Source organism: Chthoniobacterales bacterium, from assembly GCA_035274845.1.
GTDB lineage: Bacteria > Verrucomicrobiota > Verrucomicrobiia > Chthoniobacterales > UBA10450 > AV80.
Genome location: DATENU010000020.1, coordinates 195,405 through 221,756 on the forward strand (window position 1 = coordinate 195,405; position 26,352 = coordinate 221,756).

Annotated in this window: 22 protein-coding genes, 1 tRNA gene and 1 riboswitch; of the genes, 17 read left to right on the top strand and 6 right to left on the bottom strand. The window is 58.3% G+C overall.

What is annotated here, in order from left to right:
* Positions 1–70: 70 nt before the first annotated feature.
* The 3 genes from ligD to VJU77_14435 all read left to right on the top strand — a co-directional run bounded on the left by ligD (position 71) and on the right by VJU77_14435 (position 2,891).
* Positions 71–988 (top strand): non-homologous end-joining DNA ligase, encoded by a 918-nt coding sequence (gene ligD / locus VJU77_14425; GenBank protein HKP04544.1) that lies wholly within the window; start codon positions 71–73, stop codon positions 986–988.
* 81 nt (positions 989–1,069) lie between these two features.
* Complete coding sequence (locus VJU77_14430; protein ID HKP04545.1) at positions 1,070–1,933, top strand: DMT family transporter; 864 nt, start codon at positions 1,070–1,072, stop codon at positions 1,931–1,933.
* Between the two features lie 7 nt (positions 1,934–1,940).
* Positions 1,941–2,891 (top strand): pyridoxal-phosphate dependent enzyme, encoded by a 951-nt coding sequence (locus tag VJU77_14435; GenBank protein ID HKP04546.1) that lies wholly within the window; start codon positions 1,941–1,943, stop codon positions 2,889–2,891.
* Positions 2,892–2,897: 6 nt separating this feature from the next.
* Here VJU77_14435 and VJU77_14440 read toward each other — a convergent pair whose 3' ends face one another.
* Together VJU77_14440 and VJU77_14445 are read right to left on the bottom strand one after the other, a co-directional pair.
* Positions 2,898–3,440 (bottom strand): hypothetical protein, encoded by a 543-nt coding sequence (locus VJU77_14440; GenBank protein HKP04547.1) that lies wholly within the window; start codon positions 3,438–3,440, stop codon positions 2,898–2,900.
* Between the two features lie 87 nt (positions 3,441–3,527).
* Positions 3,528–4,658 carry a PA0069 family radical SAM protein gene (locus tag VJU77_14445; protein ID HKP04548.1) on the bottom strand — a complete coding sequence of 377 codons (1,131 nt, stop codon included), beginning with the start codon at positions 4,656–4,658 and terminating at the stop codon, positions 3,528–3,530.
* 323 nt (positions 4,659–4,981) lie between these two features.
* Here VJU77_14445 and VJU77_14450 point away from each other — a divergent pair.
* A tRNA-Ser gene (locus tag VJU77_14450) sits at positions 4,982–5,069 on the top strand.
* Positions 5,070–5,118: 49 nt separating this feature from the next.
* Here the strand turns inward: VJU77_14450 and VJU77_14455 are convergent.
* Positions 5,119–5,751: a phosphatase PAP2 family protein gene (locus VJU77_14455; protein ID HKP04549.1), complete on the bottom strand. Its 633-nt coding sequence runs from the start codon at positions 5,749–5,751 to the stop codon at positions 5,119–5,121.
* 105 nt (positions 5,752–5,856) lie between these two features.
* Here VJU77_14455 and VJU77_14460 point away from each other — a divergent pair, with 105 nt between their 5' ends.
* The 4 genes from VJU77_14460 (at position 5,857) to VJU77_14475 (ending at position 10,383) form a co-directional block, all read left to right on the top strand.
* The gene (locus VJU77_14460; protein HKP04550.1) at positions 5,857–7,278 is read left to right on the top strand and encodes a glycosyltransferase family 39 protein; all 1,422 of its coding nucleotides are present in this window, start codon (positions 5,857–5,859) and stop codon (positions 7,276–7,278) included.
* Between the two features lie 209 nt (positions 7,279–7,487).
* Positions 7,488–8,102, top strand: a complete 615-nt coding sequence (gene ruvA, locus VJU77_14465) for a Holliday junction branch migration protein RuvA (protein HKP04551.1) — start codon at positions 7,488–7,490, stop codon at positions 8,100–8,102.
* 134 nt (positions 8,103–8,236) lie between these two features.
* The gene (locus tag VJU77_14470) at positions 8,237–9,571 is read left to right on the top strand and encodes a hypothetical protein (protein ID HKP04552.1); all 1,335 of its coding nucleotides are present in this window, start codon (positions 8,237–8,239) and stop codon (positions 9,569–9,571) included.
* Complete coding sequence (locus VJU77_14475) at positions 9,568–10,383, top strand: M23 family metallopeptidase (GenBank protein HKP04553.1); 816 nt, start codon at positions 9,568–9,570, stop codon at positions 10,381–10,383. Before VJU77_14470 ends, VJU77_14475 begins: the two co-directional genes overlap by 4 nt.
* Positions 10,384–10,534: 151 nt before the next feature.
* Here the strand turns inward: VJU77_14475 and VJU77_14480 are convergent, their stop codons facing one another.
* On the bottom strand, positions 10,535–12,769 hold the full coding sequence (locus VJU77_14480; protein ID HKP04554.1) for a M13-type metalloendopeptidase: 2,235 nt from the start codon (positions 12,767–12,769) through the stop codon (positions 10,535–10,537).
* 269 nt (positions 12,770–13,038) lie between these two features.
* Here VJU77_14480 and VJU77_14485 point away from each other — a divergent pair, with 269 nt between their 5' ends.
* From VJU77_14485 to VJU77_14505, 5 genes are all read left to right on the top strand, one after another.
* Positions 13,039–14,337: an N-acetylmuramoyl-L-alanine amidase gene (locus VJU77_14485; protein ID HKP04555.1), complete on the top strand. Its 1,299-nt coding sequence runs from the start codon at positions 13,039–13,041 to the stop codon at positions 14,335–14,337.
* A gap of 175 nt (positions 14,338–14,512) precedes the next feature.
* Entirely contained in the window at positions 14,513–14,950 is a 438-nt protein-coding gene (locus VJU77_14490; protein ID HKP04556.1) for a nuclear transport factor 2 family protein, read from the top strand.
* Between the two features lie 211 nt (positions 14,951–15,161).
* Positions 15,162–15,260: riboswitch (TPP riboswitch) on the top strand.
* A gap of 79 nt (positions 15,261–15,339) precedes the next feature.
* On the top strand, positions 15,340–17,331 hold the full coding sequence (gene thiC / locus VJU77_14495) for a phosphomethylpyrimidine synthase ThiC (GenBank protein HKP04557.1): 1,992 nt from the start codon (positions 15,340–15,342) through the stop codon (positions 17,329–17,331).
* On the top strand, positions 17,331–17,564 hold the full coding sequence (locus tag VJU77_14500) for a hypothetical protein (protein HKP04558.1): 234 nt from the start codon (positions 17,331–17,333) through the stop codon (positions 17,562–17,564). The genes thiC and VJU77_14500 overlap by 1 nt, the downstream gene beginning before the upstream one ends.
* A gap of 6 nt (positions 17,565–17,570) precedes the next feature.
* Positions 17,571–21,038, top strand: coding sequence for a hypothetical protein (locus VJU77_14505; protein HKP04559.1), 3,468 nt, complete (start codon positions 17,571–17,573; stop codon positions 21,036–21,038).
* Positions 21,039–21,407: 369 nt separating this feature from the next.
* Here the strand turns inward: VJU77_14505 and VJU77_14510 are convergent, their stop codons facing one another.
* The gene (locus VJU77_14510) at positions 21,408–22,310 is read right to left on the bottom strand and encodes a hypothetical protein (protein HKP04560.1); all 903 of its coding nucleotides are present in this window, start codon (positions 22,308–22,310) and stop codon (positions 21,408–21,410) included.
* Positions 22,311–22,811: 501 nt separating this feature from the next.
* Here VJU77_14510 and VJU77_14515 point away from each other — a divergent pair.
* Both VJU77_14515 and VJU77_14520 read left to right on the top strand, forming a co-directional pair.
* A complete protein-coding gene (locus VJU77_14515) occupies positions 22,812–23,192 on the top strand; it encodes a VOC family protein (GenBank protein HKP04561.1) in 381 nt (126 codons plus the stop codon).
* A 129-nt stretch (positions 23,193–23,321) separates the two neighbouring features.
* Positions 23,322–23,456 (top strand): hypothetical protein, encoded by a 135-nt coding sequence (locus tag VJU77_14520; protein HKP04562.1) that lies wholly within the window; start codon positions 23,322–23,324, stop codon positions 23,454–23,456.
* Positions 23,457–23,505: 49 nt separating this feature from the next.
* On the opposite strand, the gene VJU77_14525 is transcribed toward VJU77_14520, so the two are convergent.
* Positions 23,506–24,714 carry a hypothetical protein gene (locus VJU77_14525; GenBank protein HKP04563.1) on the bottom strand — a complete coding sequence of 403 codons (1,209 nt, stop codon included), beginning with the start codon at positions 24,712–24,714 and terminating at the stop codon, positions 23,506–23,508.
* Positions 24,715–24,839: 125 nt separating this feature from the next.
* On the opposite strand from VJU77_14525, the gene VJU77_14530 reads away from it, so the two are divergent.
* Together VJU77_14530 and VJU77_14535 are read left to right on the top strand one after the other, a co-directional pair.
* Complete coding sequence (locus VJU77_14530) at positions 24,840–25,217, top strand: VOC family protein (GenBank protein HKP04564.1); 378 nt, start codon at positions 24,840–24,842, stop codon at positions 25,215–25,217.
* 126 nt (positions 25,218–25,343) lie between these two features.
* Positions 25,344–26,231 (top strand): DNA ligase, encoded by an 888-nt coding sequence (locus tag VJU77_14535; protein ID HKP04565.1) that lies wholly within the window; start codon positions 25,344–25,346, stop codon positions 26,229–26,231.
* Positions 26,232–26,352: the final 121 nt, after the last annotated feature.

Consider the following 26,352-nt stretch of genomic DNA (forward strand, 5'->3'; position numbering starts at 1 on the left):
TGGCGTGCCGGCTCCACTACCTCCCCAACAAAGCGCGCGCGGAGTCGCTTCCACGCGATAGATTCAAGAAATGAGCGAAAAAGCAGAGCTGATCGTCGAGGGCAAAAAGCTTCCGGTCTCGAATCTAAACAAAGTCCTTTACCCGAAGGCCGGATTCACCAAGGGCCAGCTGATCGATTACTACATCCGCGTCGCTCCGTTCCTTCTCCCGCATTTGAAAGACCGGCCGCTCACCATGAAGCGCTACCCGAATGGCGTCGATCAGCCGTTCTTTTATGAAAAGAATTGCCCCTCGCATCGACCGAGCTGGGTGAAAACCGCGAAAGTCTGGAGCGAAGGCAACCAGCGCGACATGCATTATTGCCTCGCCCAGGATTTGCCGACCCTGGTGTGGGCGGCAAACCTGGCCGACATCGAATTGCACACTTCGCTCGCCCGCAAAAAAGATGTCGCCCGACCGACTATGATGGTGTTCGACCTCGATCCCGGCGCCCCTGCCGATATTGTCCAGTGCTGTCAGGTCGGGCTTTGGCTCCGCGAATTGCTGGCCGGGATGAAGCTGAAGAGCTGGGCCAAAACCTCCGGGTCGAAAGGGCTGCAAATTTACGTGCCGCTCAACACCGCCGTCACTTTCGACCAGACGAAAGAGCTTTCCCGCGCGCTCGCGGAACATCTGGAACGCGAACATCCCAAGTTGGTCGTCTCGAAAATGGCCAAGGCATTGCGGACCGGCAAAATTTTTGTCGACTGGAGCCAGAACGACGAACACAAGACGACCGTGAACGTGTATTCGATGCGGGCCAAGGAGCAGCCGACGGTTTCCACGCCGGTGAAATGGGAAGAGGTCGAGAATTGCTTGAAGAAAAAGAACGCGAAGCTGCTCGTTTTCCCGTTCGACAAGGTTTTGCAGCGCGTGGAGAAAATGGGCGACTTGTTTGAGCCGGTCGAGACGCTCAAGCAAAAGATGCCGAAGAAGGGGAAATTGTAGCCAAGGAGGGGCGCTTTCCAAACCGCCCTTTTTCTGCGTCGATTCTGTGGGCGATTTGGAAAGCGCCCCTCCTTGTAAATCATGATTGAAATCCTCGCGCTGGGAGCGGCGGTGTTTTACGGCTCCGCCGATTTCTTTGGCGGACTTACCGCGCGCCGCGCAAGCACTGTCGCCACCGTCTTCTGGTCGCAGTTTGCAGGCTTCGTCCTTCTTCTCCTGCTTTTGCCGTTTCTTCCGCCCACAATTGTTTCATCGCGCGACTGGATCTGGGGATTCGTCGCCGGTTTCACGGGCGGGATCGGCGTTGCCCTTCTGTATCGGGCGCTAGCGGTTGGCGCGATGGCCGTCATCGCTCCCACCACCGCGGTGATCGCCGCGATCATTCCAGTCCTCTTTGCCTTCGTGTTGGGCGAGCGGTTGCGACCGTTGACGCTTGTGGGCGTGGCACTCGCCCTGGTCGCGATTGGATTAGTGAGCAGGCCGGCGCCGCAGAAAGATTCTGAATCCCGGACACCAGGGAAGCTTTCGTTGCCGCCTGGATTCATTCTGGCCTTGCTGGCCGGTATCTCGGTAGGAATTTTTTTCCTCTCGCTCGCCCGGACGACGAGCGCCGCGGGAATGTGGCCGCTCATCGCGGCTCGAATTGCATCGATCGCTCTGTTTGGCGTCATCGCTCTTATCACGCGCCGGTCGCTTGGCATGAGCCGGTCCGCAATTTCGACCGCCGTAACCGGAGGCGCCCTCGATATGCTCGCCAATGCGCTCTACATGATTGCTGCCCGGATTGGGCCGTTGAGCATCGTCGTTACGCTCGCCTCTCTCTATCCGGCGAGCACCGTCATCCTCGCTCGTATGGTTCTCGGCGAACGTCTTAGCCTTATCCAGGGAATTGGTCTGGGCTGTGCGCTTGCCGCCGTCGCGCTGATTGTCGGAACATCCGGCTAACAGACCTATGGAACACCGCCTCAAGATCGAAAACATCCTGGCCGCGGCGGAAGCGATCGATCCGGTCTTCCGACGCACCCCGCAATATCACGCCGATTCCCTGTCGCGATTGCTCGGAACCAAAATCCTGGTCAAGGTCGAGACCGCCAATCCGATCCGATCGTTTAAAGGCCGCGGCGCTGAATTTCTGGCGTCGAAGATTCCGGCCAACACAAAACTGATCACAGCGAGTGCCGGCAATTTCGGACAGGCCATGGCTTACGCCTGCGCCCGGCGCGGGATCGAGCTCACCATTTACGCGAGCGTCAATGCCAACGCTCTCAAACTGGAACGGATGCGAGCGCTTGGGGCGACGGTGGTGCTCCACGGCGACGATTTCGATGCGGCTAAAATGGAGGCGAAGCGTCTCGCTGGCGCGGCCGGCGTCCGAATGGTCGAGGATGGCCTCGAACCCGAAACCGGCGAAGGGGCGGGCACCATCGGGATTGAGCTGGCGAAAGGAAGCGATGAAATCGACGCGGTCTTGCTGCCGCTGGGGAACGGTGCGCTGACCTGCGGAGTGGGCCGCTATTTGAAGCACGCTCGCCCGGAGATCCGCATTGTCGCCATCCAGGCTGCCGGGGCGCCCGCGATGCTCGAGTCCTGGAAGCAAAAGAGCGTTGTTACCTTCGATACGATGACGACCATCGCCGACGGGATCGGCGTCCGGATCCCGATTCCCGAATGCGTCCAGGACATGGAAGGAATTGTCGATGACGGCATTCTCGTGAAGGACGCCAGCCTGATCGAAGCGATGCGCCTGGCCCACCAGCATCTCGGCCTCGTGCTCGAACCTTCGGGCGCGGCAGGCCTCGCCGCGATCCTGGAAAACCGAGACCGCTTTGCCGGTCGAAATGTTGCGATCGTCCTTTGCGGCGGGAACCTCACCCCCGAGCAGATGAAGCTCTGGCTTTCCTGAGTCCGGCTAACCGCCGGTCCTGAATTGGTCGTCCTTGTTTTTGAACAGGATGTTGAACGTTGTGAGCGAGCCGTAGGAGCGAGTGATGTATTGCTGCATCTCGAACTTGTCGCCGTCGCTCAGCTTGTCGCTGGCATTCACCTTTTGCTCGAGGACGCGCAGATTGTTCCGGATCATCACGATCTTGTGAAAGAAAGTTTCGAGCGGCACTTCCTTCGGCTGCAACGAACTGTCGGCCGATTGCAGGACGAGCGTTCCGCGCTGCCACCGGTTCGCCAACCCTTCGACCACCACGTCCTTTTTTTCCAACCCCAGCGCTTCCACCACCGCGTGCGCGGTCTCGCGGATGAGGCCGCCGAGCGGTACTTGTAGCTCGCTCAGGGTCGCGGTCGGTTCGGCTGGCTCGAGATCGCTTGATTCGGGCGCCACCGTCCGCGGCGCGTCGTCGAAGGCGATTTCGGCCGTGTGTTCGGTGAGCGACCTGACAACGCCCACGCCATACTGCGGGTGGCGCACTTTCATTCCAATTCGGATAGATTCGATATTCATGCTTGGTGATTCACCCTGCTAACTCTCGACCGAAGCGCAAGTCCGCCCGTCGGACGAACTCGTCCTGCGGCGAGCTCGGCCCTCCAATTATCCGAGCGAAAGCTGTAATTGCTCCCGGGGCTTTCGGAACGCCGCGGTCGATAACCCGGGCCGGCCATTTATTCCTGCCCTGCGGCAACTCACCTCGAACATCGACCTGATCTGCTCCGCGAAAATTCCTTCACCTTTGGTGCGGAACCCCCAGCGCGGATCATTGATCTTCCCGCCCCGGATGTGGCGGATTCTCGAGAGGACCTTTTCTTTCTTGTCGGGAAAATGCTCGTCCAGCCAATGCTCGAAAAGCGGAGCAATAGCCCACGGCAGCCGGACAATGGTATATCCGGCGAATTGCGCGCCCGCTTTGGCGCAGGCCTCGACGATTCGCGGCACCTCGTGATCGGTGAGTCCGGGAATAATCGGAGCCACCATCACGCCGACTGGAATTCCGGCGCCGTGCAGCGCGGCGATGGCTTCGAGGCGCGCCGCTGGCGACGAAGTGCGCGGCTCCAGCACCCGCTGCACCTTCGGATCGAGCGAGGTGACCGAGACATTCACCGCCGAAGCGTTATCCCGCGCCAGGTCGCCGAGAAGATCGATGTCCCGGGTCACGAGCCGGTTCTTGGTAATAATCGCGACGGGGTTGCGAAATTTCACCAGCACTTCCAGGCAACTGCGGGTGATCCTCAGCTTGCGCTCGACCGGTTGGTAGGGGTCGGTCACGCCGCTCATCACCAGCGTTTGCGGCTCCCACTTCGGCGAGGACAATTCCGCCTCGAGCAATTTGGCCGCGTCGGTTTTCACCATGATTCTGCTCTCGAAATCCAACCCCGCGGAAAACCCGAGGTATTCGTGGGTCGGCCTCGCAAAGCAGTAGATGCAGCCATGTTCGCAACCGCGGTAGGGGTTGAGGCTTGTCTCGAACCCGACGTCGGGGCTGTCGTTCCGGGCGATAATCGTTTTCGTCAGGTCGCGAAAGAACTGAGTCTCGCGCCTTGGCTTTTCTTCCTCGGCGCTGGTCGGAGCGATCTGGACCACGTCTTCGTCGCCTAGGTCGACGTGCAGCTTTTCGAATCGATTCGCCGGATTCCAGGAAGCGCTTCGGCCGTGAATCGCCGGCAACGGTGGGGGCGCTTCCTCCACAATCGGGACGAATTTTTTCTTCTTCCGAGGCGCCGACATCACTCAAGTTCACATGAACATATAGAGCTGTCGAGTCAAAGTGAGGATCAATGGTGGATCGGCCGCTACGCGGGCGATTGGTGTAAGCTGCAATTCATCTATGGCTTGGCTCCCATCGAGCGGCGTAGCGCTCGATCCACCTTGCCCGCCGCAGAGCTGTCGAGTCAAAGTGAGGATCAATGGTGGATCGGCCGCTACGCGGGCGATTGGGTGTAAGCTTCAATTCATCTATGGCTTGGCTCCCATCGAGCGGCGTAGCGCTCGATCCACCTTGCCCGCCGCCAAGGCGATGGCACACTTCTCGCGACCGATCGGCGCTTCCAGGAGGGGTGGTCGAGTGGTTGATGGCTCCGGTCTTGAAAACCGGCAGGGCGCAAGCCCTCGTGGGTTCGAATCCCACCCCCTCCGCCACTTAATTTTCGAATTGGAAAGCCCGGCCTCGCTCGCTGCGCGAGCTGCGTTACGGCGAATTTCGATTTTCGATTTGAAGCGGCTTCCAGCGGACGACGCAGAACGCCGCGACGAGCCCGATCAAGGCGGCGGCCAGGACATCGGATAAGTGGTGCGCGGCGACGTACATCCGGGAGAAGGCAATTAAGAGGGGAATGAAGAGAAGTCCGGCTCCGATCCGCCAGCTGACAAACGCCAGCGTGGCGAAGAACGCCGTGGAAGCGGCGGTGTGCCCCGACGGAAAGGAATTGAAGCGGGGGATAAACCGCGGGCCGTTCCATTCGGCTTCCGTTTGCACGTTTGGCCGGGCGCGGCCCGTGGAAATTTTGACTACCCGCGCCGCGGCCCCGGCCAGCGCGCAGGCCAAAATCATCGCAGCAAATATACGCATCCATTTTTTGTTTCGGCGCCAATAAGCGAGCCCGAGGAGAACAACTCCCAGCGCCACATGCTCGGGCCAATCGCCGAACCGGCTCACCGCGCCCATAAAGTTCCTCAATCCGGCGTTTTGGTGCTGCGCCATCCAGGCCTGCACGCCGGCATCGAAATAAAAACTAATCATGAGCAGAACGGCCGAGCCGGCAAAGATCAGGAACCACCAGCGCATGGAGGCGATCGACCGAATTTCCCGTTTGTCTTTCACTCGTGCCTATCTTTCAGTTCGGCTCTGTCACCCGCAATCCGCAATTTCGTCCTGGTCTTTTTTGGCGCCCTGCTCCTGAACGTCGCCGGTAGCTGGGCCATCCCGCTGGTCGATCGGGACGAGCCCCGTTTCGCCGAGGCTTCGCGAGAGATGCGGGAGCGCCATGATTACGTCGTCCCGTATTTCAACGACAAATACCGCTTCGACAAGCCGCCCTTCATTTATTGGACGCAGGTGGTCAGCTACCGCCTTTTTGGCGAAAATGAATTCGGAGCCCGTTTGCCGTCCGCGGTCGCGGCCGCCCTGACCGCCCTCGTGCTTTTTGCCTGGGGCCGCCGCCTGGGAAGCGAGCGCCTCGGCTGGTGGGCGGCCATCATTTTCACTCTTTGCCTGCAAACCTTCATCCACGCCAAGGCGTCCGTGGCCGATATGTGGCTGGTCTTCTTCGTCACCGCCGCGCATTGGGCCGGCTTCGAATTGCTCGCGCCCTTGGCGACGCCTTCCATGGAGACGGCACGCCTTCGTGCCGTGGGGGAAACGCCCGTATCGGAAAACAACCCGCAGCTGAAATACTGGCGGTTCGCCTTCTACACCGCTCTCGGCCTGGCCTTTCTCGCCAAAGGCCCGCTGGGCTGGATTCCTCTCCTCACGGTCGCGGCTTCGCGATTTTTCGTTCGCGACCTCTCGTTCTATCGCCGGTTCTGGTTCGTAACCGGGATTCTCGGCATGCTCGCGATCGTGTGCGCCTGGGGAATTCCCGCTGTGGTTCGCACCCATGGCGACTACTTTCGCGTCGGCATCGGCCGCCACGTCGTCGAGCGCAGCTTCAACGTCATCGAAGGTCACGGCGCCAATTCCTGGAACACCTACCTCGCCGCGCTGCCTTTCTATTTCATCACCGTCTTTATCAGTTTTTTTCCGTGGTCCATCAAGCTCCCGGCGTTGGTCAAACATCTCTGGCGAAAGCGCGACGCGATCGACAATTACCTTCTCTCCGGCACCCTGCTCTATTTTGTCATCATGAGCCTGGTGAAAACGAAACTTCCGCACTACACGCTCCCGGCGTTTCCGCTCCTCTCGCTTTTGCTGGCGCGCTATCTCTTCAATTTGCCGGGTTCGGAGCGGTTCGTCGTCCGGACTGCGAAGATTGCGGCTGTCGCTTCCCTGGCGGTGTCGTTTGTCGTGTTCCCGATGCTGGCGCCCACCTTTCCTTCCGCGCAGCTCTACAAGTTGTCCCGCAACGATCTTCTCCCGGAGATGGAATTTGCGAATGTCGATTACGCGGAGCCCAGCGTCGTCTGGTATTTCCGCAGCCGCGCCCATGGATTTTTCCGGGGCCTCAATCCGGACATGGTGGAAAGATTTATGAATAATCCAGGGCCGCGATTCGTGATCGTCCCCACGCCCCTGGCCACCGCGCTCTCCGCCAAGATCAAGCCGGACTGGAAAACCTATCGGGCGCAAGGTTTCACCATCGTGAAAGGACGGCCGACCGATCTCACTCTGATCTTAAAACAGTCGCAGTGAACCGCGGCCGCACCCGCGTCCGCAAAGCGGCCGCGGAAATCCCAAATCCCAGGATCCAAATCCCAAGGAACTTTAAATTCCAATAACCAAAAACGTCGCGGCGCACTCTTGAGCAGTTTCCGCTTTGGTATTTTGAATAGTTGAAGATTATTTGGGATTTGGGATTTGGTTCTTGGGATTTCTAGCACAGCTGGCTAGGGATTGCGCGGATGATCACTTTTCTCAACGGCACGCTCACGACGGCATTACCAACGCAGGCGATCGTGGACGTCCGCGGCGTCGGCTACGAGGTTTTCATCCCGCTTTCCAGCTACGACAAACTCCCCGCGCCCGGCCAGCCGGTCCAAATCCTCACCCATCTCCATGTCCGCGAAGACGCGCACATTCTCTACGGCTTCATGACCGCGGCCGAACGCGATCTCTTTCGGCTCCTGGTCAACAACGTCAGCGGAATCGGCCCGAAGCTGGCGCTCGCGGTCCTGAGCGGAATGAGCGTGAGCAATTTCAAGAGCGCGGTGGTGAATGCTGATATTGCCTCGCTCTCGAAAATCAGCGGGCTCGGCAAAAAAACGGCGGAGCGCATTGTCCTGGAATTGAAAGACAAGCTGGGCGTGGTGGCGGCCTGGGAAGCGGCCAGCGCTCAGCACGCCCCGACCCCCGAGCAAACCCAGGCGAACGAAGCCGTCCTCGCGCTCATCGCGCTCGGGTACAAACAGGTCGATGCCCATAAAACCGTGCGCGATTTGCAGGAGCGCGAACCTGGAGCCAAATCGGCGGAAGATTTGGTAAAGTCCGCGCTGAAGAAGATGGCGGCTGGGAGATGAAGAAGGCGCCGGCGGCGAAACGTTCAACGTCCAACGCTCAACATCCAACGTTCAACTAGAGGCGCCGGTCTAATTACGGTTTTCTGAAGTTCAATGTTGGACGTTGGACGTTGGACGTTGGACGTTTGCTTCCTGTGACGCTCGACCTTGCCTCAATTCGCTCTTCCTTCCCCAAGGAGGGCCTCTTCGCCGAGAAGGATTTCCATCTTTCCCCCGATCCTTTCCCGATCGACGAGAAGTTTGCCAGGGAACTCGAACAGCTCGGCCACCGGCTTTTCATTTTTCAGCGCGCCTGCAACGAGCTCTATCAGCGCAGCGTCAAAGGCAAACAGCCGGCCTGGATCGCGCAATACCTTGATGCCGGGAAACCTGCAGAGCTCGTCGAGTTCTCCCGCCAAAAACAGTTTCGCGACGACGTGCCGCTGGTTATCCGGCCTGACCTCATCCTGACTGAATCCGGTTTCACCATCGCCGAGATCGATTCGGTGCCGGGCGGGATCGGCCTCACCGGTTGGCTGAACCAGACCTACGCGGCGCTGGGGCGCGATGTGCTCGGCGGCGCCGACGGCATGCTCGAAGGTTTCCGCAGTCTGCTGCCGGACGGCGGCGATATCGTGATTTCAGAGGAAGCGTCCACTTATCGGCCCGAGATGAATTGGGTCGCCGCGCAGTTGAACGCGAAAACTGCAGCCGGCGGCGCTGATCCCGGCTACAAGGTCGTTGAAGCCGAGACATACGAGCCGGCGCCCGCTCGTAACGTCTATCGCTTCTTCGAGCTCTTCGATCTGCCAAACCTGCCGAAGATCCAGTCACTGCTCAACGCGGTTCGCGATGGCGTGGTGAAAATCACACCCCCAATCAAACCGTTCCTAGAAGAAAAAATGTGGTTCGCCCTTTTCTGGATGCAGCCACTCCGCGAATTCTGGCGGCGCGAGCTGGGCGAAAAATATTTCCTGAAGCTCCAGGAGGTCATTCCTTACAGCTGGCCCCTCGATCCCGCGCCGCTGCCGCAGAACGCCGTGATTCCTCGCCTGGAAATCCACGACTGGCGGGAAGCCGGCAAGCTCAGCCAGAAAGAGCGCGACCTTCTCATCAAGGTGAGCGGCTTTTCGCCGTTAGGGTGGGGAAGCCGCGGCATCGTGGTAGGTTCCGACGTTCCGCAGGTGGAATGGGAGCGCGAAATAGAAGAGGCGCTCGCGACCTTTCAAACTACTCCGCGCGTCATGCAGCGCTTCCATAAGGCGCGTTTGCTCGATCATCCGCATTGGGATAACGGCACCGGCGAAGTGAAGACGATGCGTGGCCGGGTCCGCCTTTGCCCTTATTATTTTGTGGAGAATGCGAAGGTGAAATTGAGCGGAGCGCTGGCGACGATTGTTCCCGCCGACAAAAAACTGCTTCACGGAATGTCCAATGCCATTCTCGCGCCGGCGGGCTTCGAGCCGACCGCGGGAAGCGCCGACAAATGAGCAGACGCTTCGTTTTCGCGCTTCTCCTGTTTTTTGCACGCCCTCTTTTTGCCGAGGACTCGATTAGAGATGTCGAATTCGTCAAAGAGCAGAACGGCGATGCCATTACGCTGATCGCCAAAAGCAAATACGTCTCCGAATTCACCGTCACTCTGGAGGCCACCCTCGAGAACATGACTCCGTCCCGGCCCGTGCCGTTCACGGTGGAGTCCGCCGGCCGAAGCTCTTTCGTTCTCGTTCGTTTCGAGCGAAATGACAAAACGAAACGCTTTCGTTACGACTACCGCCCTTATTGCCAATTTGGCGCCCGCCGCTCCACCACCAGCAATGACGCGGACTACGCCATGCCTTTTGGGCCGGGCCGTTACGTTGTCATGCAGGGACCGCGCGGCACCTTCAGTCACTTCGCCGGATCGGGCAGTGAGAATGCGGTGGATTGGACAGTCCCCGAAGGCACGATCGTCTGCGCCGCGCGGGATGGCCGCGTCGTCGGGGTAAAGCAGGATTCGAACATTGGCGGCGCGGATCGAAGTTTTCGGCCCTTCGCCAATTATGTCATCGTCAAGCACGCCGACGGCACGTTTGCCGAATACGTCCATCTGCAAAAGGATGGCGCCATGGTGAAGCTGGGCGATGAAGTCACCACCGGCCAGCCGATTGGGCTTTCCGGTCAAACCGGATTTGCCAGCAAGCCGCATCTCCATTTCGACGTCTTCCAGGCCATCGACGGGAAACGGAAGCAGAGCTTGCCGTTCCGATTAAAGACCAATCACGGCACCTTCACCGATTTCGTTCGCGGGCAGGCGTACTAGGTGGATCGCGCACTACGTCGCGCGATGCCAAAAAAATATCGAGCGCAGAGCTCCCGATCCACTCTTCTGTAGCCGCTTCGCTGCGCGAAGCGTTGTAGCGCACACTGCACACTGCACGTCGCCCGCAGGGCGACGGCTACAGAAGAAATCTCTACCAGATGTTCACCCTCTGGTCCTTCGGCCGCGCCATCGGCGAGCCGTCCGGAATATCGAACGCCTTCTGGAACTCTTCGAAGTTCGAGAGCGGAATATTAGCGCGGAAGCGGCCCGGCGAATGCGGGTCCGTGGCCAGCCGCAGCTTCAGATCCTCGTCCCGCTGCGTGTTCCGCCAAATCTGGGCGTAACCGAGGAAGAACCGCTGCTCCGGCGTAAACCCGTCGATCTTCGGCTGCGGACCTTTCTTGGCCAGCGCCTTCTTGAACGCCATGAATGCGATCTTCACTCCGCCGATGTCGGCGATGTTTTCGCCCTGGGTCAGTTCGCCATTGATATGCACGTTCGGCAACGGCTCGGCGGCAGCGTATTGCGCCACCACTACCTGTCGCCGCTTGTCGTACTCGTCCGCCGACGCTTTCGTCCACCAATCCCGCAGGTTGCCGACCGCGTCATATTGGCGGCCCTGGTCGTCAAACCCGTGCGTCATTTCATGGCCGATCACCGCGCCCATGCCGCCATAGTTAACGGCGTCGTCCGCTTTCGGATCGAAGAAGGGCGGTTGGAGAATGCCGGCCGGGAACACGATCTCATTCATGTTCGGGTTGTAGTAGGCGTTTACAGTCGGCGGCGTAATGCCCCACTCGGTCCGATCAACCGGTTTGCCGATTTTTTTCAAGAGCCGATCGATCTCGAACATGTCGGCGCGCAGGACATTTTGAACGTAGGAGGTGCGGTCGATTTTCAGGGCCGAATAATCGCGCCATTTGTCGGGGTAACCGATCTTCACCCCAAAGGCCGCGAGTTTCTTCAAGGCCTGGTCTTTGGTCGGCTGGTCCATCCACTCCAGCGACTTGATCCGGTCGGCCAGCGCTTCCCGCAGGTTGTTCACCATTTCGAGCGCGCGAGCCTTGGCTTCAGGCGGGAATTTCTCCGCGACATAAAGTTTACCGAGCGCTTCGCCCAACTTGTCGTCCGTCTGGGTCACGACTCGCTTCCACCGCGGTTTGATCTGTTTGGTCCCGCGCAGGGTCGCTTCGTAAAACTGGAAGTTCTCGTTTACGAAATCGCTCGAAAGCATCGGCGCCATGTCCTTGATCAGGTGCCACCGCAGATACGGTTTCCAGTCGTCCACCGCTACCGTCTTGAACACGTCGTTCGCCGCTTTGAAGAAGTCCGGCTGGCCGACGTTGATGTCGCCCGCGTTGCTGAGCTTCAACTCCTTCAGGTAATCAGCCCAGTTGAAATCAGGCATCATCTTCTGGAGGTCGGCCTGCTTCATCTTGTTGTAATTTTTCTGCGGATCGCGCAGCTCGACGCGGGTCCGGGCCGGTTTGGCCAGCGACATTTCCAGGTCCATTACCTTCTTCGCGTCCGCCGCCGCCTTGTCCGCCGGCGCGCCGGCCATCGTCAGCATCTTGGTAACGTGCTCGAGGTATTGCTCCCGGATTTTTTTGTGCTCCTCGTCGTCCTTCGTGTAGTAATCCCGGTCCGGCAGCCCGAGCCCGCCCTGATACGCCTGGGCGATGACTTTGGTGCTGTCTTTGTCGTCCTGGCCGGAGATGAAGAAGAAGAAGGCGTGGAGGCCCATCGAATGAAAACGCCCGATCTCTTTCAGCACGTCCTTGCGATCTTTCATCGCGTCGATCCGCTTGAATTCCTCGTCGAGCGGGGTCGCTTTCGCCCCGTCCACGGCTGATTCATTCATCCCGCTGGCGTAGAAATCGCCGACCTTCTGCACATCGGCGGAATCCGCCTTGTCATTCCCCTTCGATTTCTTCGTGGAGCTGGAGGCGTCCGCCGGTGCGGTGCCGCCCGCCGCCTTCTCCGCGATCTCATGGAGCGCGTCGTTGTTCTTTTCCGCCAGCTCATTGAAAGACGCCCAGCGCGAAAACTCCGGCGGAACCGGATTAGCCTTTACCCAGCCGCCATTCGCATAGAGGAAAAAATCGTCCGCCGGTTTCACCGACGTATCCATGTTCTTGGGATCCAGCGGTGGCGGGTTCTTATCTACCTGTGGCTTGGCGGCGGCATCGGTCGAACTGTTGGGCGCGATGGCCGGGCTTTGTCCCGTGACCGGAGGCGGACTTTGGTCAGCCGGCTTTTTCCCAGGTTCCTTAACCGTCGGCGGTTTATCAGCATCCTTGGACGGCGATTTATTCGGTTCGGTTTGCGCGAGCAGAGGGCCGGCTGCCAGCAAACCAGAGATCAGGAGATAGATCGGTTTACGCATCCTGCACCAAAGGATGAAACCGCGCCCTTGTCCAGTCATCCTAATCTTCCTCCTCCTTCTGCTCCTCCTGCTCCTGCTCGTTCTCGTCCTCGTCCTCGTTCTCGCATGGAGACGGCACGCCCGCGTGCCGAGGGGCTGGCGCCCAATCACGCTCACCCCCAACGGCCCGATGGCGAGCCGTCTCCATTTTTTGAACGCCGCGCCGGCAAACCAACTCCAATTCCGCATCCGATTACGATTGTGGCACCTATCCTGCACCCTTATCCGTGATGAACGCCCGCCGCTCAATTTTCCTCGCTCTTGCGGGCGCGATCTGCCTTTGGCTCAGCCCCCACTCGTTCGGGGCCAAATCCAAATCCGCGAAGAAGTCCGCCAAATCCTCCCCGAAATCCGCCGCGACCCCCGCCGCCAAGCCTTCTCCCGCACCCAATAAAGATTGGCAGGTCATCAAAGTCGGTCCGCGCGATTACCTCAGCGCCGATAACATCGCGAAGTTTTACGGCCTGCTCGGCAACGTTGACGCCACCGGCAAAAGCGTCGTTCTCAATAATGGCCGCAACCAGCTTCAGGTCACCCTCGACAGCCGGGAAGCGATCGTGAATGGCGTTCGCAACTGGCTCTCGTTCCCGGTCATCGCGCACGACAACAAATTCCTCGTTTCGCGCATCGACCTCGCCAAAACCATCGAGCCGCAGCTTCGGCCCCACATGATCCAGCGTAGCGGGAAAGTCACAACCATCGTCCTCGATGCCGGCCACGGCGGGTTCGACAAAGGCGCCGCCAGCACTTTCGGCAACGAAAAAACTTACGCGCTCGATGTCGCCCGCCAGCTTCGCCCCATGCTCCAGGCGAAAGGATTCAAGGTCGTCGTGACCCGCGAGAACGACGTTTTCATTCCGCTCGAAGTCCGGGCCCGGATCGCGAACGCGACCAAAGATTCCATTTTCGTCAGCATTCATTTCAACGCTACCGGTGCGAACCCGCACGCGACCGGTTTCGAGATTTTCTCGCTTACTCCGCGCGGCGCGCCCTCGACGAACGATGAATCGCTCGCGCTCCATTTCGTGAACATGCAGACCGGCAGCCCGGTGGAAGCGCAGAGCTTCGAGCTCTCCGCGGTCGTTTATCATTCGATGCTCGGGCATTTCCTCCAGGAGTTTGACCGCGGCATCAAACGCGCCCGGTTCGCGGTCCTGCGTCACACGAAGATTCCGTCGATCCTCGTCGAGGGCGGTTTCCTCAGCGAAACCGGCGACGCCAAACAGATCGCCGACGCCGGCTGGCGAAAGCAATTGGCCGAATCGATCTGCGTTGGACTCGAAGGCTACCGCGCGCTGGTTGAAAAGAAGCAGCGCCCCATGCTCGTCGCCGAATACCGCGCCCAGGCTTCCGGCGAAATCACAGTCGTCGATCTCGCCGTTCCGCCATCCAAGCTGGAACCTGATGCCGTTATGCCCGTGTCGAACCCGCCCTTCGTCCCCAACATCACTCCGGCGCCAGCTGGGACCCCTCCAACCATCGCCCCGCCCTTGGACAGCGCGCTGACCGGTCCCGACCCGGAACCGTAGCCGGGAAACGTTTGTAGCGACGCCGCTCTGTCGGCGTAAAAGCGCCTAATTTGCTATCGAGCGTTTCACGGCGGCCGAGCGCCGTGGCTACAGCCTCTGAATTTCTTAATTTTCCCTTCTTAATTCTTCCTTCCTTCGTTAGGCTGGCCGCCGAGCAATCAACCGAAAGGAACCCATGAAAAAATACTTCAGCCTCGCAGTGACAGTTTGGTTCGCGTCGATCATCCTCGCCGTTGCCGCAACGCCCGACAAGGACGCGATCATGGCCAAAGAGAAAGAAGCCTGGCAGGCTTTCAAAGACAAGAACGCCGATGCGTTTAAGAAAGTGGTGGATAAGGATTTTCGCGGCGTTTATGCCGAGGGCATCGTCAATCTGGATCAGGAACTGGCTGAGATGAAAACGACCGACATGAAGTCGTTCGCGATCAGCGATTTCACATCCTTCTCCGACGAGAAAGACGTCATAGTCACCACCTACAAGTGCGCCATCCAGAGCTCGAACGGCGGCAAGGACACCTCCGGCACGTATAACTGCGGTACCGTTTGGAAAATGGAAAACAACGTCTGGATGGCCATCTTCCACACCAACGCCAAAGCCGAGACGGCGAAGTAGGATTTTAGATTTAGGATTGCAGATTGCGGATTCCTGCGGCGGGGGTCTGTTGCCCCCTCGTGCCCAAAGGCTGCGGGGTGAAGGTCGCGAAGAGTGCGCTTCGCGCGTCCAGGGGCAATTTGATTGCCGGCGTCCCAATCTGAAATCTGAATTCGGCAATCTGCAATTTCCCAATTTTCCTTTTTACTTCTTACTTCTTCCTTCTTACTTTCCCCCATAGCGGGGGAGCCGAATTGGCTGAGACGTCCTGGACGAACCCCTTGAACCTGATGCGGGTAATTCCGCCGAAGGGAGCGAGGCAATAGTAGGATTTTTCAGCCATGCGTTTCCCGCGCATGGCATTTTTTTTTATGGACAATGGTTCTGATCTTGTAGGGCAAGCGCACCGCTTGCCGTCCGAAGAAACGGGGCAGGCGGAGCGCCCGCCCTACAATTCGAAAAAAGTCTACTTCCCCGGCTCGCTCCATCCCGACATTCGCGTTCCGTTCCGCGAAATCTCCCTCGCCCCGACCAAGACCATCTCCGGCGAAATCGAAGTCAACGAACCCGTCCGCGTTTACGATACCAGCGGCCCCTGGGGCGACGAAGCCGTTGCGCTTAATGTCGAGCAAGGTCTGCCACCGTTGCGCGAAAACTGGATCCGCGCCCGCGGCGATGTGGAAGAGATCGACGGCCGGGCCGTAATGCCCATCGACGACGGATACCTTTCCGCGAAGCACGCCGCTATCGCCGCGGAACGTCCAACGTCCAACGCCAAACGTCCAACGTCCAACTCAAACGGGAGCAACGGCAGTTCGTCATTCGTCATTCGTCATTCGTCATTCAGTGCGCGCCGGCCGCTTCGCGCCAAATCCGGCGCCGTTACTCAACTCGCTTACGCTCGCCGCGGGATCATCACTCCTGAGATGGAGTTCATCGCCATCCGCGAAAACGGCCGGCTCTCAACTCCCAACTATCCCTTCGACTCCCGCTCAGGGCCTGAGCCTGTCGAACGGCAACTCTCGACTGAGCGAAATTCCCTCGCGCACCAGCACATCGGCCACTCCTTCGGCGCGAGCGTTCCCAGCGAGATCACCGCAGAATTTGTCCGCTCCGAAGTCGCGCGAGGGCGCGCCATCATCCCTGCCAACATCAACCACCCCGAATCCGAGCCGATGATCATCGGCCGCAATTTCCTGGTAAAGATCAACGCCAACATCGGCAACAGCGCCGTCGCTTCCTCGATCGAGGAAGAAGTCGAGAAAATGCGCTGGGCCACCAAATGGGGCGCCGACACCGTGATGGACCTCTCCACCGGCAAAAACATCCACGCCACCCGCGAATGGATCATTCGCAATTCGCCCGTGCCCATCGGCACCGTGCCGATTTATCAGGCGCTCGAAAAAGTCGGCGGCCGCGCCGAGGAACTGACCTGGGAAATTTATCGCGACACCCTGATCGAACAGGCGGAGCAGGGGGTTGATTACTTCACCGTCCACGCCGGCGTCCTTCTCCGCTACATCCCGATGACCGCGCGCCGCGCCACCGGCATCGTCTCTCGTGGCGGCTCCATCATGGCCAAATGGTGCCTCGCCCATCACCAGGAAAGTTTTCTCTACACCTATTGGGACGAAATCTGCGAGATCATGGCCGCCTACGACGTCAGCTTTTCCATCGGCGATGGTCTCCGGCCCGGCTCCATTGCCGACGCGAACGACGAAGCGCAGTTCGCCGAGCTCTACACCCAGGGCGAGCTGACCCAGCGCGCCTGGAAACAGCACGTGCAGGTGATGAACGAAGGTCCCGGCCACGTCCCCATGCACATGATCAAGGAGAACATGGAGAAACAACTCGAATGGTGCGCCGAAGCGCCCTTCTACACTCTCGGCCCGCTCACCACCGACATCGCGCCCGGCTACGACCACATCACCAGCGCCATCGGCGCCGCCATGATCGGCTGGTACGGTTGCGCCATGCTTTGCTACGTCACCCCGAAGGAACACCTCGGGTTGCCGAACAAGAAAGACGTCAAAGACGGCGTGATCGCCTACAAGATCGCCGCCCACGCCGCCGATCTCGCCAAAAGCCATCCCGGCGCCCAGTACCGCGACAATGCAATCTCGAAGGCCCGCTTCGAGTTCAGGTGGGAAGATCAGTTCAACCTGAGCCTCGATCCTGAAACGGCCAGAGAGTTTCATGATGAAACTCTCCCCCAAGAGGGAGCGAAAACGGCTCATTTTTGCAGCATGTGTGGACCTCATTTTTGTTCAATGAAAATTACCGAAGATGTTCGCCGGTACGCAGCCGAGCAAAGTTTAACGGAGGACGACGCAATTAAGCGTGGTTTCGAAGAGAAATCGGCGGAGTTCGCGAAGACCGGCGAAGTTTATCAAAAAGTGTGATGCGCATTTCCATGAACACGCGTTTGAGCGGGAGCGCGCGGGTAGACCGCACGGATGTGCTGCCTTCAGGTAAGCTTCGCGGGCTGACGAAGCTTATCAAAATCACTGAGGACGTGCGCAAATATGCTGCCGAGCACGGTATGTTGGACCAAGAGGGGTTAGCGAAAGGAATGGCCGAAAAAGCCGCTACGTTCCGCGCGAGCGGCGCCGAACTCTACGTAGCCGACAAGTAGCTCCTTGTGGAACCCAAACGTCCTTCTTTGCAGCGTGAGTTGCAAATTCGTGCGGATTCTGATGCCGCTGAGAGTGAATTGGCGCGGAGTCTGACAGAATTAGCAGGGTACATTATCCCTCAAGCCGAGGCGCATCTAAAACAGATCATCGCGCAGCATCCCGGGTTCGACCTACACGACGAGAAGCATTCTGCGGCCGTTGCCGAGAATATTTTCAAACTGCTCGGACAGTGCCTAAATGCCCGTTCCACGTTCGAGCTGTTTATACTTTTGGCGGCCGCGTATCTTCACGACTGCGCGATGGCGCTGCCGCAGTGGGAGATAAATCTATTTCAGCTCACTGAAGGAGTCAGTAAGGATGGGACGAACGACGAGAGCGGCGTCCGCAATGATTTGAAGCCGACGCTCAGCTACGAAGCAGCTGTACACCTCGTTCGGGGCCGCTCCCGTGAGCTTTACGGCGATTATTCGGAAGCGCGACGATGGCTGTTTTCGGCGCGAAGCGAAACCGCGTTTGTGGATGATCTTGCGGCACGGCTTCGTGCGTACCAAGATTTCCGAAGTGGCCATGCCACCGCATTGCGCGAACTTGCTGAGAACGCCGAACACTTTAGCAAATATTCGGACGAGCTCCGACAGGGTTTTATCCGGGAAACGCACTCGACGAGAATCGAGACTTGGGTTCGCAATCTCGACGAACTGTTCGAAGAGAGGCTGTCGGGTCGTTGGGGAAAAGCTCTGGCGCATGATCTGGCACGGGTATGTAGGAGCCATGGGGAAGGAGGCGAGTACATCCGAGCATTGCCCCGGACGGCATCTTTCGTCGGATCGTCCTGCGCGGATTTGCAGCTCGTCGCGACGTTGCTCCGCCTCGGGGACATCATTCATTTCAGCGCGGATCGAGCACCATTGATTCTCTTCCGGGAAAAGCTGATCGCGTCGCCGATGAGCAGGAAGCATTGGGCCGTAAAGAACGAGGGAATCAACAATGCGATCTCAACATTACCTTCCGGCGAGCGGACGGTCCGATATTCGGCATACTTCCAAACACCGGGGCTGTATTTTCTCTTTCAGGAATACGCCGATTCCATCGATCGCGAGCTCGGGCTATACAATGAGCTAATTAGCCGTCCCAAGGCGGACGGTTCCGGCATCGCTTCGGTTCCGCTCCTTGCGCTTCGTAGTGATCGCGCTGGCGTTCGCTACGACCCGGCCAAGTTCGAACCGATCGCGGGTTTGAAGTTTTCACTCAACCAGAAGCGCATTCTTGACTTGCTGATGGGTGTGAACCTTTACCAAGACCGGTTTGCGTGTCTGCGCGAACTGTACCAGAACGCGCTCGATGCATGCAGATGCATGCGATCCATCGCCGCAAACGCGAGCATAGACGGGAACATCGAGTTCGGTTTCGGGAAAAGTGCTGGCGCAGGGGAAACGTACTTGTTCTGCCGGGACAATGGCATCGGGATGACAAAGGACATTGTCTCTCGGTTCCTGCTACAAATCGGGAACTCCTTCTACCGGTCGTCAGAGTTCCAACGTCTTGCGACAAATCTCGGAAGTACATTCACGCCGACTTCGCAATTTGGGATTGGCATCCTGTCATGTTTCATGATCGGACATCGAATGGAAATCGTATCGCAGCCAATTAGTAGTATGAGCGGAACGTCAGCGCCGATCTCGTTTGTAATCGATGGCCCGCACGAGCATTTCTACTACACGCCTGTACATCCTGCAGATGCCGAAGCTGTTGGTCTGCACGGAACCCTAGTAAAGGTTTTCCTGAAGGAAGACGCTCAAAAGGCGATTTACAACGACGACGAAGATGTTGCGTTTTATGAGCACGGCGCATCCGCCCTCACGCACGACACGCCGTTTTCGAAGCAGGCGAAACGATGGGAGTCTCATCTTTATCACAAGGTCGCCATGTTTGTTGCTCAGCCGGTTGCCGGAATCAACGTCACCATTCAACTGGCGAAAAATCGCAGAGTGCCCGTCCTACGGTCGACGATCCCGTTCAACTACAGGACTCTCGGGATCGACGAAAGTAAGATCAAAGTTCTGGACGAGGCACGTAGGAAGCTCCGATGGGAAGAGAAGAATTACGCGTACCTCGATGTCATCGATGCGGTGGTTTCAAAGGAAATTACTGTCGAACATGAAGGAACAACGTTCAGCTGTATCGTGACATTACCGCGGCGCGGCTTTGTGCCATCTGACTGCCGCGCGTTCGGAGAAGTACGCGCTCTGTCCAAGGACAGTGGAGTCTTAGTTGATGGTATAAGCATTGGCAAAGCCGAGATCCAGTATCGGTTCGAGCGATCAGACTCGCTATCGCGGGTTGGCATTATCAACTTCTCCGGACGAACCCGGCCGGTTCTCTCGGTCAATCGAATGAACGTCGTCGAGTGGCCCAGCAACATTGAGGAGATAACGACCGAGCTAGCGAGTCGACTTACGTTACGCCTCATACAAGAAGTTGAGAGGCACGCTGCCACTGAACGATTGACGGCGGATTCTGACGAACTCGCGCTAACATGGGAGTACCTCTTTTCGCGCTTCGGATTTCTGGCGGGCGACCTGATCAACGCTATCGTGGGCCGCGCGGAAGCTCACGTCCCGCACCGAGAGCTGTCTCAAGTGGTTGGGTGCTCGACGACGATCGAAGCGTTTGCTGCAGCACCTGTTACCACACTAACGCTCGGCAGATACCATGGGCTCAGTCAAACAACGAAGCTCCTGTTGATCGCGAAGCTTTCCGAAGCCGAGGAGGTCCACGTCAAAGACGGCCACGTTGAGATTCGCGGCGGCGCATTTGCACCCCTCAGAAACTTCTACGATTGGGACCATTTCCGCGAGCGGCAGTATGTGTTTCGAGCTGATACGTGGACCGGGTGCTATGAACATTTCGACTTGCTATCTGAAGTGTGGCCTGTCATTCCGCTGCGACTATTTGATCAACTCGGCTCGCACTATGGCGAAATGGAGTTCCTCAATAAGCGGACGAAGGTAATTCACCATTACAGCAACTCATTGAGTGCGGTGAGCATGCTAGATCCGCTTCTTATACACCAAAAGCTCGGGATTTACGACGCGAAGCACCGGAGCTTTCCGGAGCGAAAACCGTCGAGTTTCGTTTATCGGTTTGAACAGGCACGCAACGATTTTTGGTTCGCGGAGTTAGAATCCGATACTGGCGAATCAGGCTTGAAGCGTGTGCGACCGATGATCACAGCGTTCGTTGCACCACGTGAGCTAAGCGATGCGGAGAGCAGTGAGCTCGAAAGATATCGTGCTGAAGACCCCGAGTACGTCGACGGCGTGGAGAACGGTTGGAGCTTGCTGTTCACCGGGGATCGCGATTTGAATGTCGTCTGTCTGCCGGGGATTGTTTCGCGACAGCAGCTAATCGAGGCGCTTCCTGAGGCCTTCCGGCTAATCCACAACAAAGACGAGTATGTCTTTCTGAGCTGAGTGATCTGTGTAGAAGTCCACTCCCGTCGCTAGGGACTGGCCGAACCTTAGCCCGGCGTCATAACAATATGGGGAGCTGCTAGGGGCCAGAGCTTGATATCGTCAACTTAGCTGGCAACGATTTCTTTCATTCGTTGGCTTTTACTTCGTGCGCCTCATGCAAACTGTGCGGTGGCAGCGCTAACACGCACGGGAATGTTCCAGCGCTCACCGCGATCATCAGCAGCAAGCCCAGGCGAAATCCACCGACGGTGGCGGCTAAAACGAAGACGCCGACGCCGAGGGCGACGCCAGCTCTAGTTGCGGTCGGCGGAAGTCGGTGTGACTACCTCTGATCTAAGCGGCGGATGCTTGCTGCTGTGGTCCGCGTTATCGGCTCATAGTCGTGCCATAGCGCGCGCGTTCGGCCTCAGACAAGCGATCATAGTAATCGCTAAAAGATTTATCCGTGTACCAGCTCGGATACCGACCGCTCCGGATGTAGTTGGCTGATTTAGCGGCGGTATACACGCCAAAGAAGAGCAACATCGAAAGAAGCGTGCCGACAGCGCTGCGCACGAACTTCGCAGCAGCTAAACGTTTCGACTGCGGGCGCCACACGGAAACCGTGACGATTACGACGCCAAGCCCGAACAGCAACATGCCGAATCCGACCGAGACTCGCGTTCCGATGTACGTGACGAATCCCGTGCCGCTCGCAAGCACAGGGTATGGATACTCACTCGCGTCCTGAGAAACACCTTTTAGGTCGACATCCAGTTCAAAATGCTCGTATCCCGTTAGCAATTCCGGTGATTCTAGTGTCGCCTTAATAGCGAAGCCATCGTTGCGTTCGATCGCGGCATCACTTGCGACGTGGAGGTCAATGCTGCTCCCGCGCGGTGTCGCAGTGATCGCCAACTGCGGCCGGCTGGATGCAATGACTTCAGCGCTCTTGATAACGACTGGAGCGTCCGTGGTAAGACGAAACCCGTTTGTACTCGAGATGTCTCTTGCTGAGAACGACTTGTCACTGCCATTCCAGACGACGACTCTAACAACATACGTTCTCGCAACGTCCTTTGTTAGCAGAGGGTATATATCCGAATGGCGCACCGTATTTCGTGGCCCCCAAACCGGACCGTGACTGTAAGCTAGCCCTTCGACGGTCATCGGCCGCAGCAGTGCGGAAAAGACCGCGACAACGAAGACCCCACAACTGATCAGATTTGCACCGAGCGCGATTCGTCCGAGAAGGTCTAATTCTTTAATCTGATGCCACAGCTTGGCCACGGCGCTACTCTCGCATCACCCGGTGCTGAGGCAAAGTGGTGGACGAGGGAAGCCGGGCCGGGGTCGCGTGTAAACATTTGACATTTGGTGGTGCAAGGGGCGCTTCCGAGGAAATGTTAGATGTTTAGACGTGCCCCTTTCCTTCCGCTCACGTTTTCTTTCCCGTCGCAGCTTACTAATCGAGCGCGTTGAGTTCGCGCGCGCTGTGAAGACTGTGCGCTGGCAGCGCCAGCACACACGTGAACGTTACGCTCCCTGGCGCTAGACGTTCGAGAATGCGTGCCCGTTATAGATGTCGCTTCGCGACGGAACACCCGGCGCTCACTGCGATCATGGACAACAGGCCGACAGCAAAAGCTGAAAACCTGAAACGCTGAACTACTGCGACGGTTTCCTGAGCAGCGACGTTGTTAGAAGGAAGAGGAACGCTGCATCGCTGGTGTGGGCGACATTTCGCCGGCCAGCACTCGACCATTCCGAGCAAATCGCGGAGGATTGGGCATGATCGATCACGTCATTATCACCGTCAGCGACCTCGACCGGAGCAAAGCTTTTTACGAGCGGGCGCTCGCGCCGCTGGGGATGACGGCGACGCCGGAGTTTCCCTGGGGCCCGATACAAGCGCGCGGCGTTGGGTTGGGAGGCGAGGATAAGGAGTTTTTTATAGTCGAAGGTTCGCGAATCCGGCCGCCGATCCACGTTGCGTTCCGGGCTGCGACCCGGGCGGAGGTGAGGGAGTTCCACAGAGAGGCTCTGGCCGCGGGCGGTGGGGACAACGGCGCGCCAGCGCTCAGCCCTGAACATCATGCTGACTATTTCTCGGCCTATGTCTTCGATCCCGACGGCCATAACATCGAAGCAGTGTGCCACGAGCCGGAATAACGCGCGTGCCCGACACAACGAAATTCCGGCGACACAAATAGAGGCGCGGCGTCAAGGCGGACCATTTTCCTGTTGCGCCGGAGCCTTGGCGAAGGCGGATGCTCCATGTGCGGCCCTCACTTTTGTTCCATGAAGATCACCGAGGATGTCCGCAAATTCGCCGCAGAGCAGGTGATAGCGGAAGACAAAGCTCTCGAATCAGGACTGCAGGAAAAAAGGAAAGAATTCGTCGAGACCGGTGCCGAGCTCTACTCGAAGGTGTAGCGGCGGGTGTCACCACCCGCAGAAGCTACCTCGTCTCGGGTCGATGCCGTTAAATGCCGCCTATTTGTCCGCGAAATTCATCCATTAGCTGCAAAATCCCTTCCCGAGTCGCAAACACTTCCTGGCGTGCTTCGGTGCTAATCTCGGGGGGCAGCAACCCCTTCGCCACCACTGCTGACAAAGCGGCCTGCGCTTTGTGAAGGTGATCCAACGCGCGTTTCAGATAGGCGACTGTGAGGGCGGGGTCGTGAAAGCCTTGGCCGCGCGCAATCCCGTTCAACGCACCGGCCAGCTTTACGCTCGTCGTCTGAAATTCGAAAACGAATGCGTCGAGGTCGTCCCTCACCTCGTCGTCGTTTAACTCCTCAACCACACGGTGAAATTTCATCGCGGCTTCGAAGGCCCGATGCTGGAGCGGATGACGCAGGTCGCCGCTTTCGGTCCGAATCCAATCAATTCCTTCGCGATGCCGGTCGGGCTCGGGTTCAGGTTCGGCCAGCGCTTCTTCGCAGGCACGATTCATTTCATCGATCCGCCGTTCTTGTTCTTCAGCTTCCTCTTCTCCGAGCTCGCGTTCCCAGCCCATCTCCCGGGCGATTACGGCGTCGGCTTCGTCCGAATCGCCGTATTTCTCGAGTAACTCCCCGTATTTCTCCGTGCGGGCGTCCGATTCTTTGAGAAAGCGCTCGTAATCGTGCTCGTCCCACGGCTGCTCGTGTTCCTTCTGCCCGCGCTTATGGTGTTCGATCGCATCGGTTAGTCTTTGCAGAAACGTCCCCATCGCCCTCGCAACGTCACGCGCGCGTTGTTCGTTTTCTTCCGGAGTCAGCTTCCATTGCGGCGGAGAAATCGTCAGATGATAATCTGTGCTCTCTATTACGACACGGCCATTCGTTTCACTGAACCACTCCAGATATAAGGAATTCGCCACATGCTCCGGCGGTTTCTCACCGTGCTTCGACATCGCGTAAGCCTCCTCAACAGAAACGTCGAGAACACGCGCTTTACGCGAGGCAGTGAGATCGCCGACCATACCCTGTTGGTGTCGCGAAATCCTTTCGAGGCCTGGATCGGCAAAGCGGCGCCCGCGGTTGCTGAAGGTGAGCAGGCAGCCGGCGAGATCTGGATGCGCGTTGCCGTTCAATTCGAGCAGAATCGGCTCCGGCTGACCCTCCAACCAGATCTTGCCTCGGACAATTCCTTTGGAGCGATTATCGATCTCGCCAGCGACCACGTTATCGTGAATCCGGAGGGCCATGCGCAATTCGACCGTAGCCAAGGGCGCGGCCCGAAGGCGAGCCTCCTTTCACGGCGACACAGCGCCGTGGCTACAGCATAATGCTTTCAACTCGACACACGTCACCTTGAACGGAAGGAGAAATCATGTTGGAAAACAGTAAGGCTTTCAGCGGATTCGCAGCGCCCGATATTGCCAAAGTAAAAGCGTTTTTTACCGAAACGCTGGGACTGAAGACCAGCGAAGATCACGGTCTGCTCATTTTGCATCTCGCGGGTGGAAACAATGTTCTCATTTATCCGAAGCCAAACCACGTTCCCGCGACGTTCACCGTGCTAAATTTTCCCGTCGACGATGTCGATCGTGCCGTGGACGAACTGAAGCGGCGCGGAGTCCGCTTCGAACATTACGACCAGGGGGATCTGAAGACGGACGAAAAAGGAATCATGCGCGGAAACGGCCCCACCATCGCCTGGTTCACAGACCCGGCCGGTAATATTTTGTCAGTCCTTAAGCCAGAATGATCCTCGACTCGGCGCTGTAGCTTCCGCTGTCTCCAGCGGACTTTATTCCGCACCCCTTGGTTTTAGCCTTCGCCGCGCCGCCGCGAAAGCCTTGACAGACGGAATGCGAAATGCCGAGGCTTGGGTATGAAGGTTCCCCCCGGATTCCTAGCTACCGCTGTCGCCTGCTCCGCCTCCTACTTCCTGATCTGCAGTGTCGCGGCAGAGCAGAATGATCCTCCAGCCGTCGCTCCGCCGGCAGAAAAACAACCGCCGCCTCTGCTCCTGGCAAATGTGTGGAACCCGTCCATCGATCCGACCGGCTGGTGGATGAGCGAAAAATACGATGGCCTCCGCGCCTTTTGGGATGGCCAAAAGTTATGGACCCGGAACGGCAATCTCATTCACGCGCCGGATTACTTTCTTGCCGAATTGCCGCGCGACATCGCGTTGGACGGCGAGTTATGGATTGGCCACGGGAAATTCGAAGAGACCGCCAGCATAGTGCGTTCACAAACGCCGGATGACCGCTGGAAACGCATTCACTATATGGTGTTCGATGCTCCGCGGATGAAACGCACTTTTGAACAGCGAATGGAATTCCTGCGCGCGACGGTTTCGGAAGGAAACCAGTTCGTTCGGGTCGTGGCGCAGGAACGCTGCCAGGGACCGGCTCAACTCCTGGCCGAGCGCGATCGCGTCGTCCGGGAGGGGGGTGAAGGATTGATGTTGCGCCAGCCGGAGTCGCTTTACGAACCGCGCCGCTCGCCCACCTTGCTCAAGGTCAAGCCTTACGATGATGCCGAAGCCACGGTCGTTGCGCACGAACACGGCACCGGAAAATTCGCCGGCAAACTCGGAGCCCTTCGTGTGCGGACTGACGATGGCCGTGAATTTTCGATCGGCACCGGCCTGACCGACGCCGACCGCGAATCGCCACCGCCGGTAGGAGCGGTCATCACCTATCGATTCCAGGGATTGACCGCCAAAGGCCTGCCGAGGTTCCCTGCCTATCTGCGCGTCCGCCGCGATTGAATCAGCGACTGTAGCCGTGTTGGACGCGCCCCTCCTGTAGCGGCGGTCTACCCGTCGCGCCGTAGCCAGGCGAAGGAGGATGACCGTCGAATCTGCGACGAACTTTTCCTTAAGTACGCCG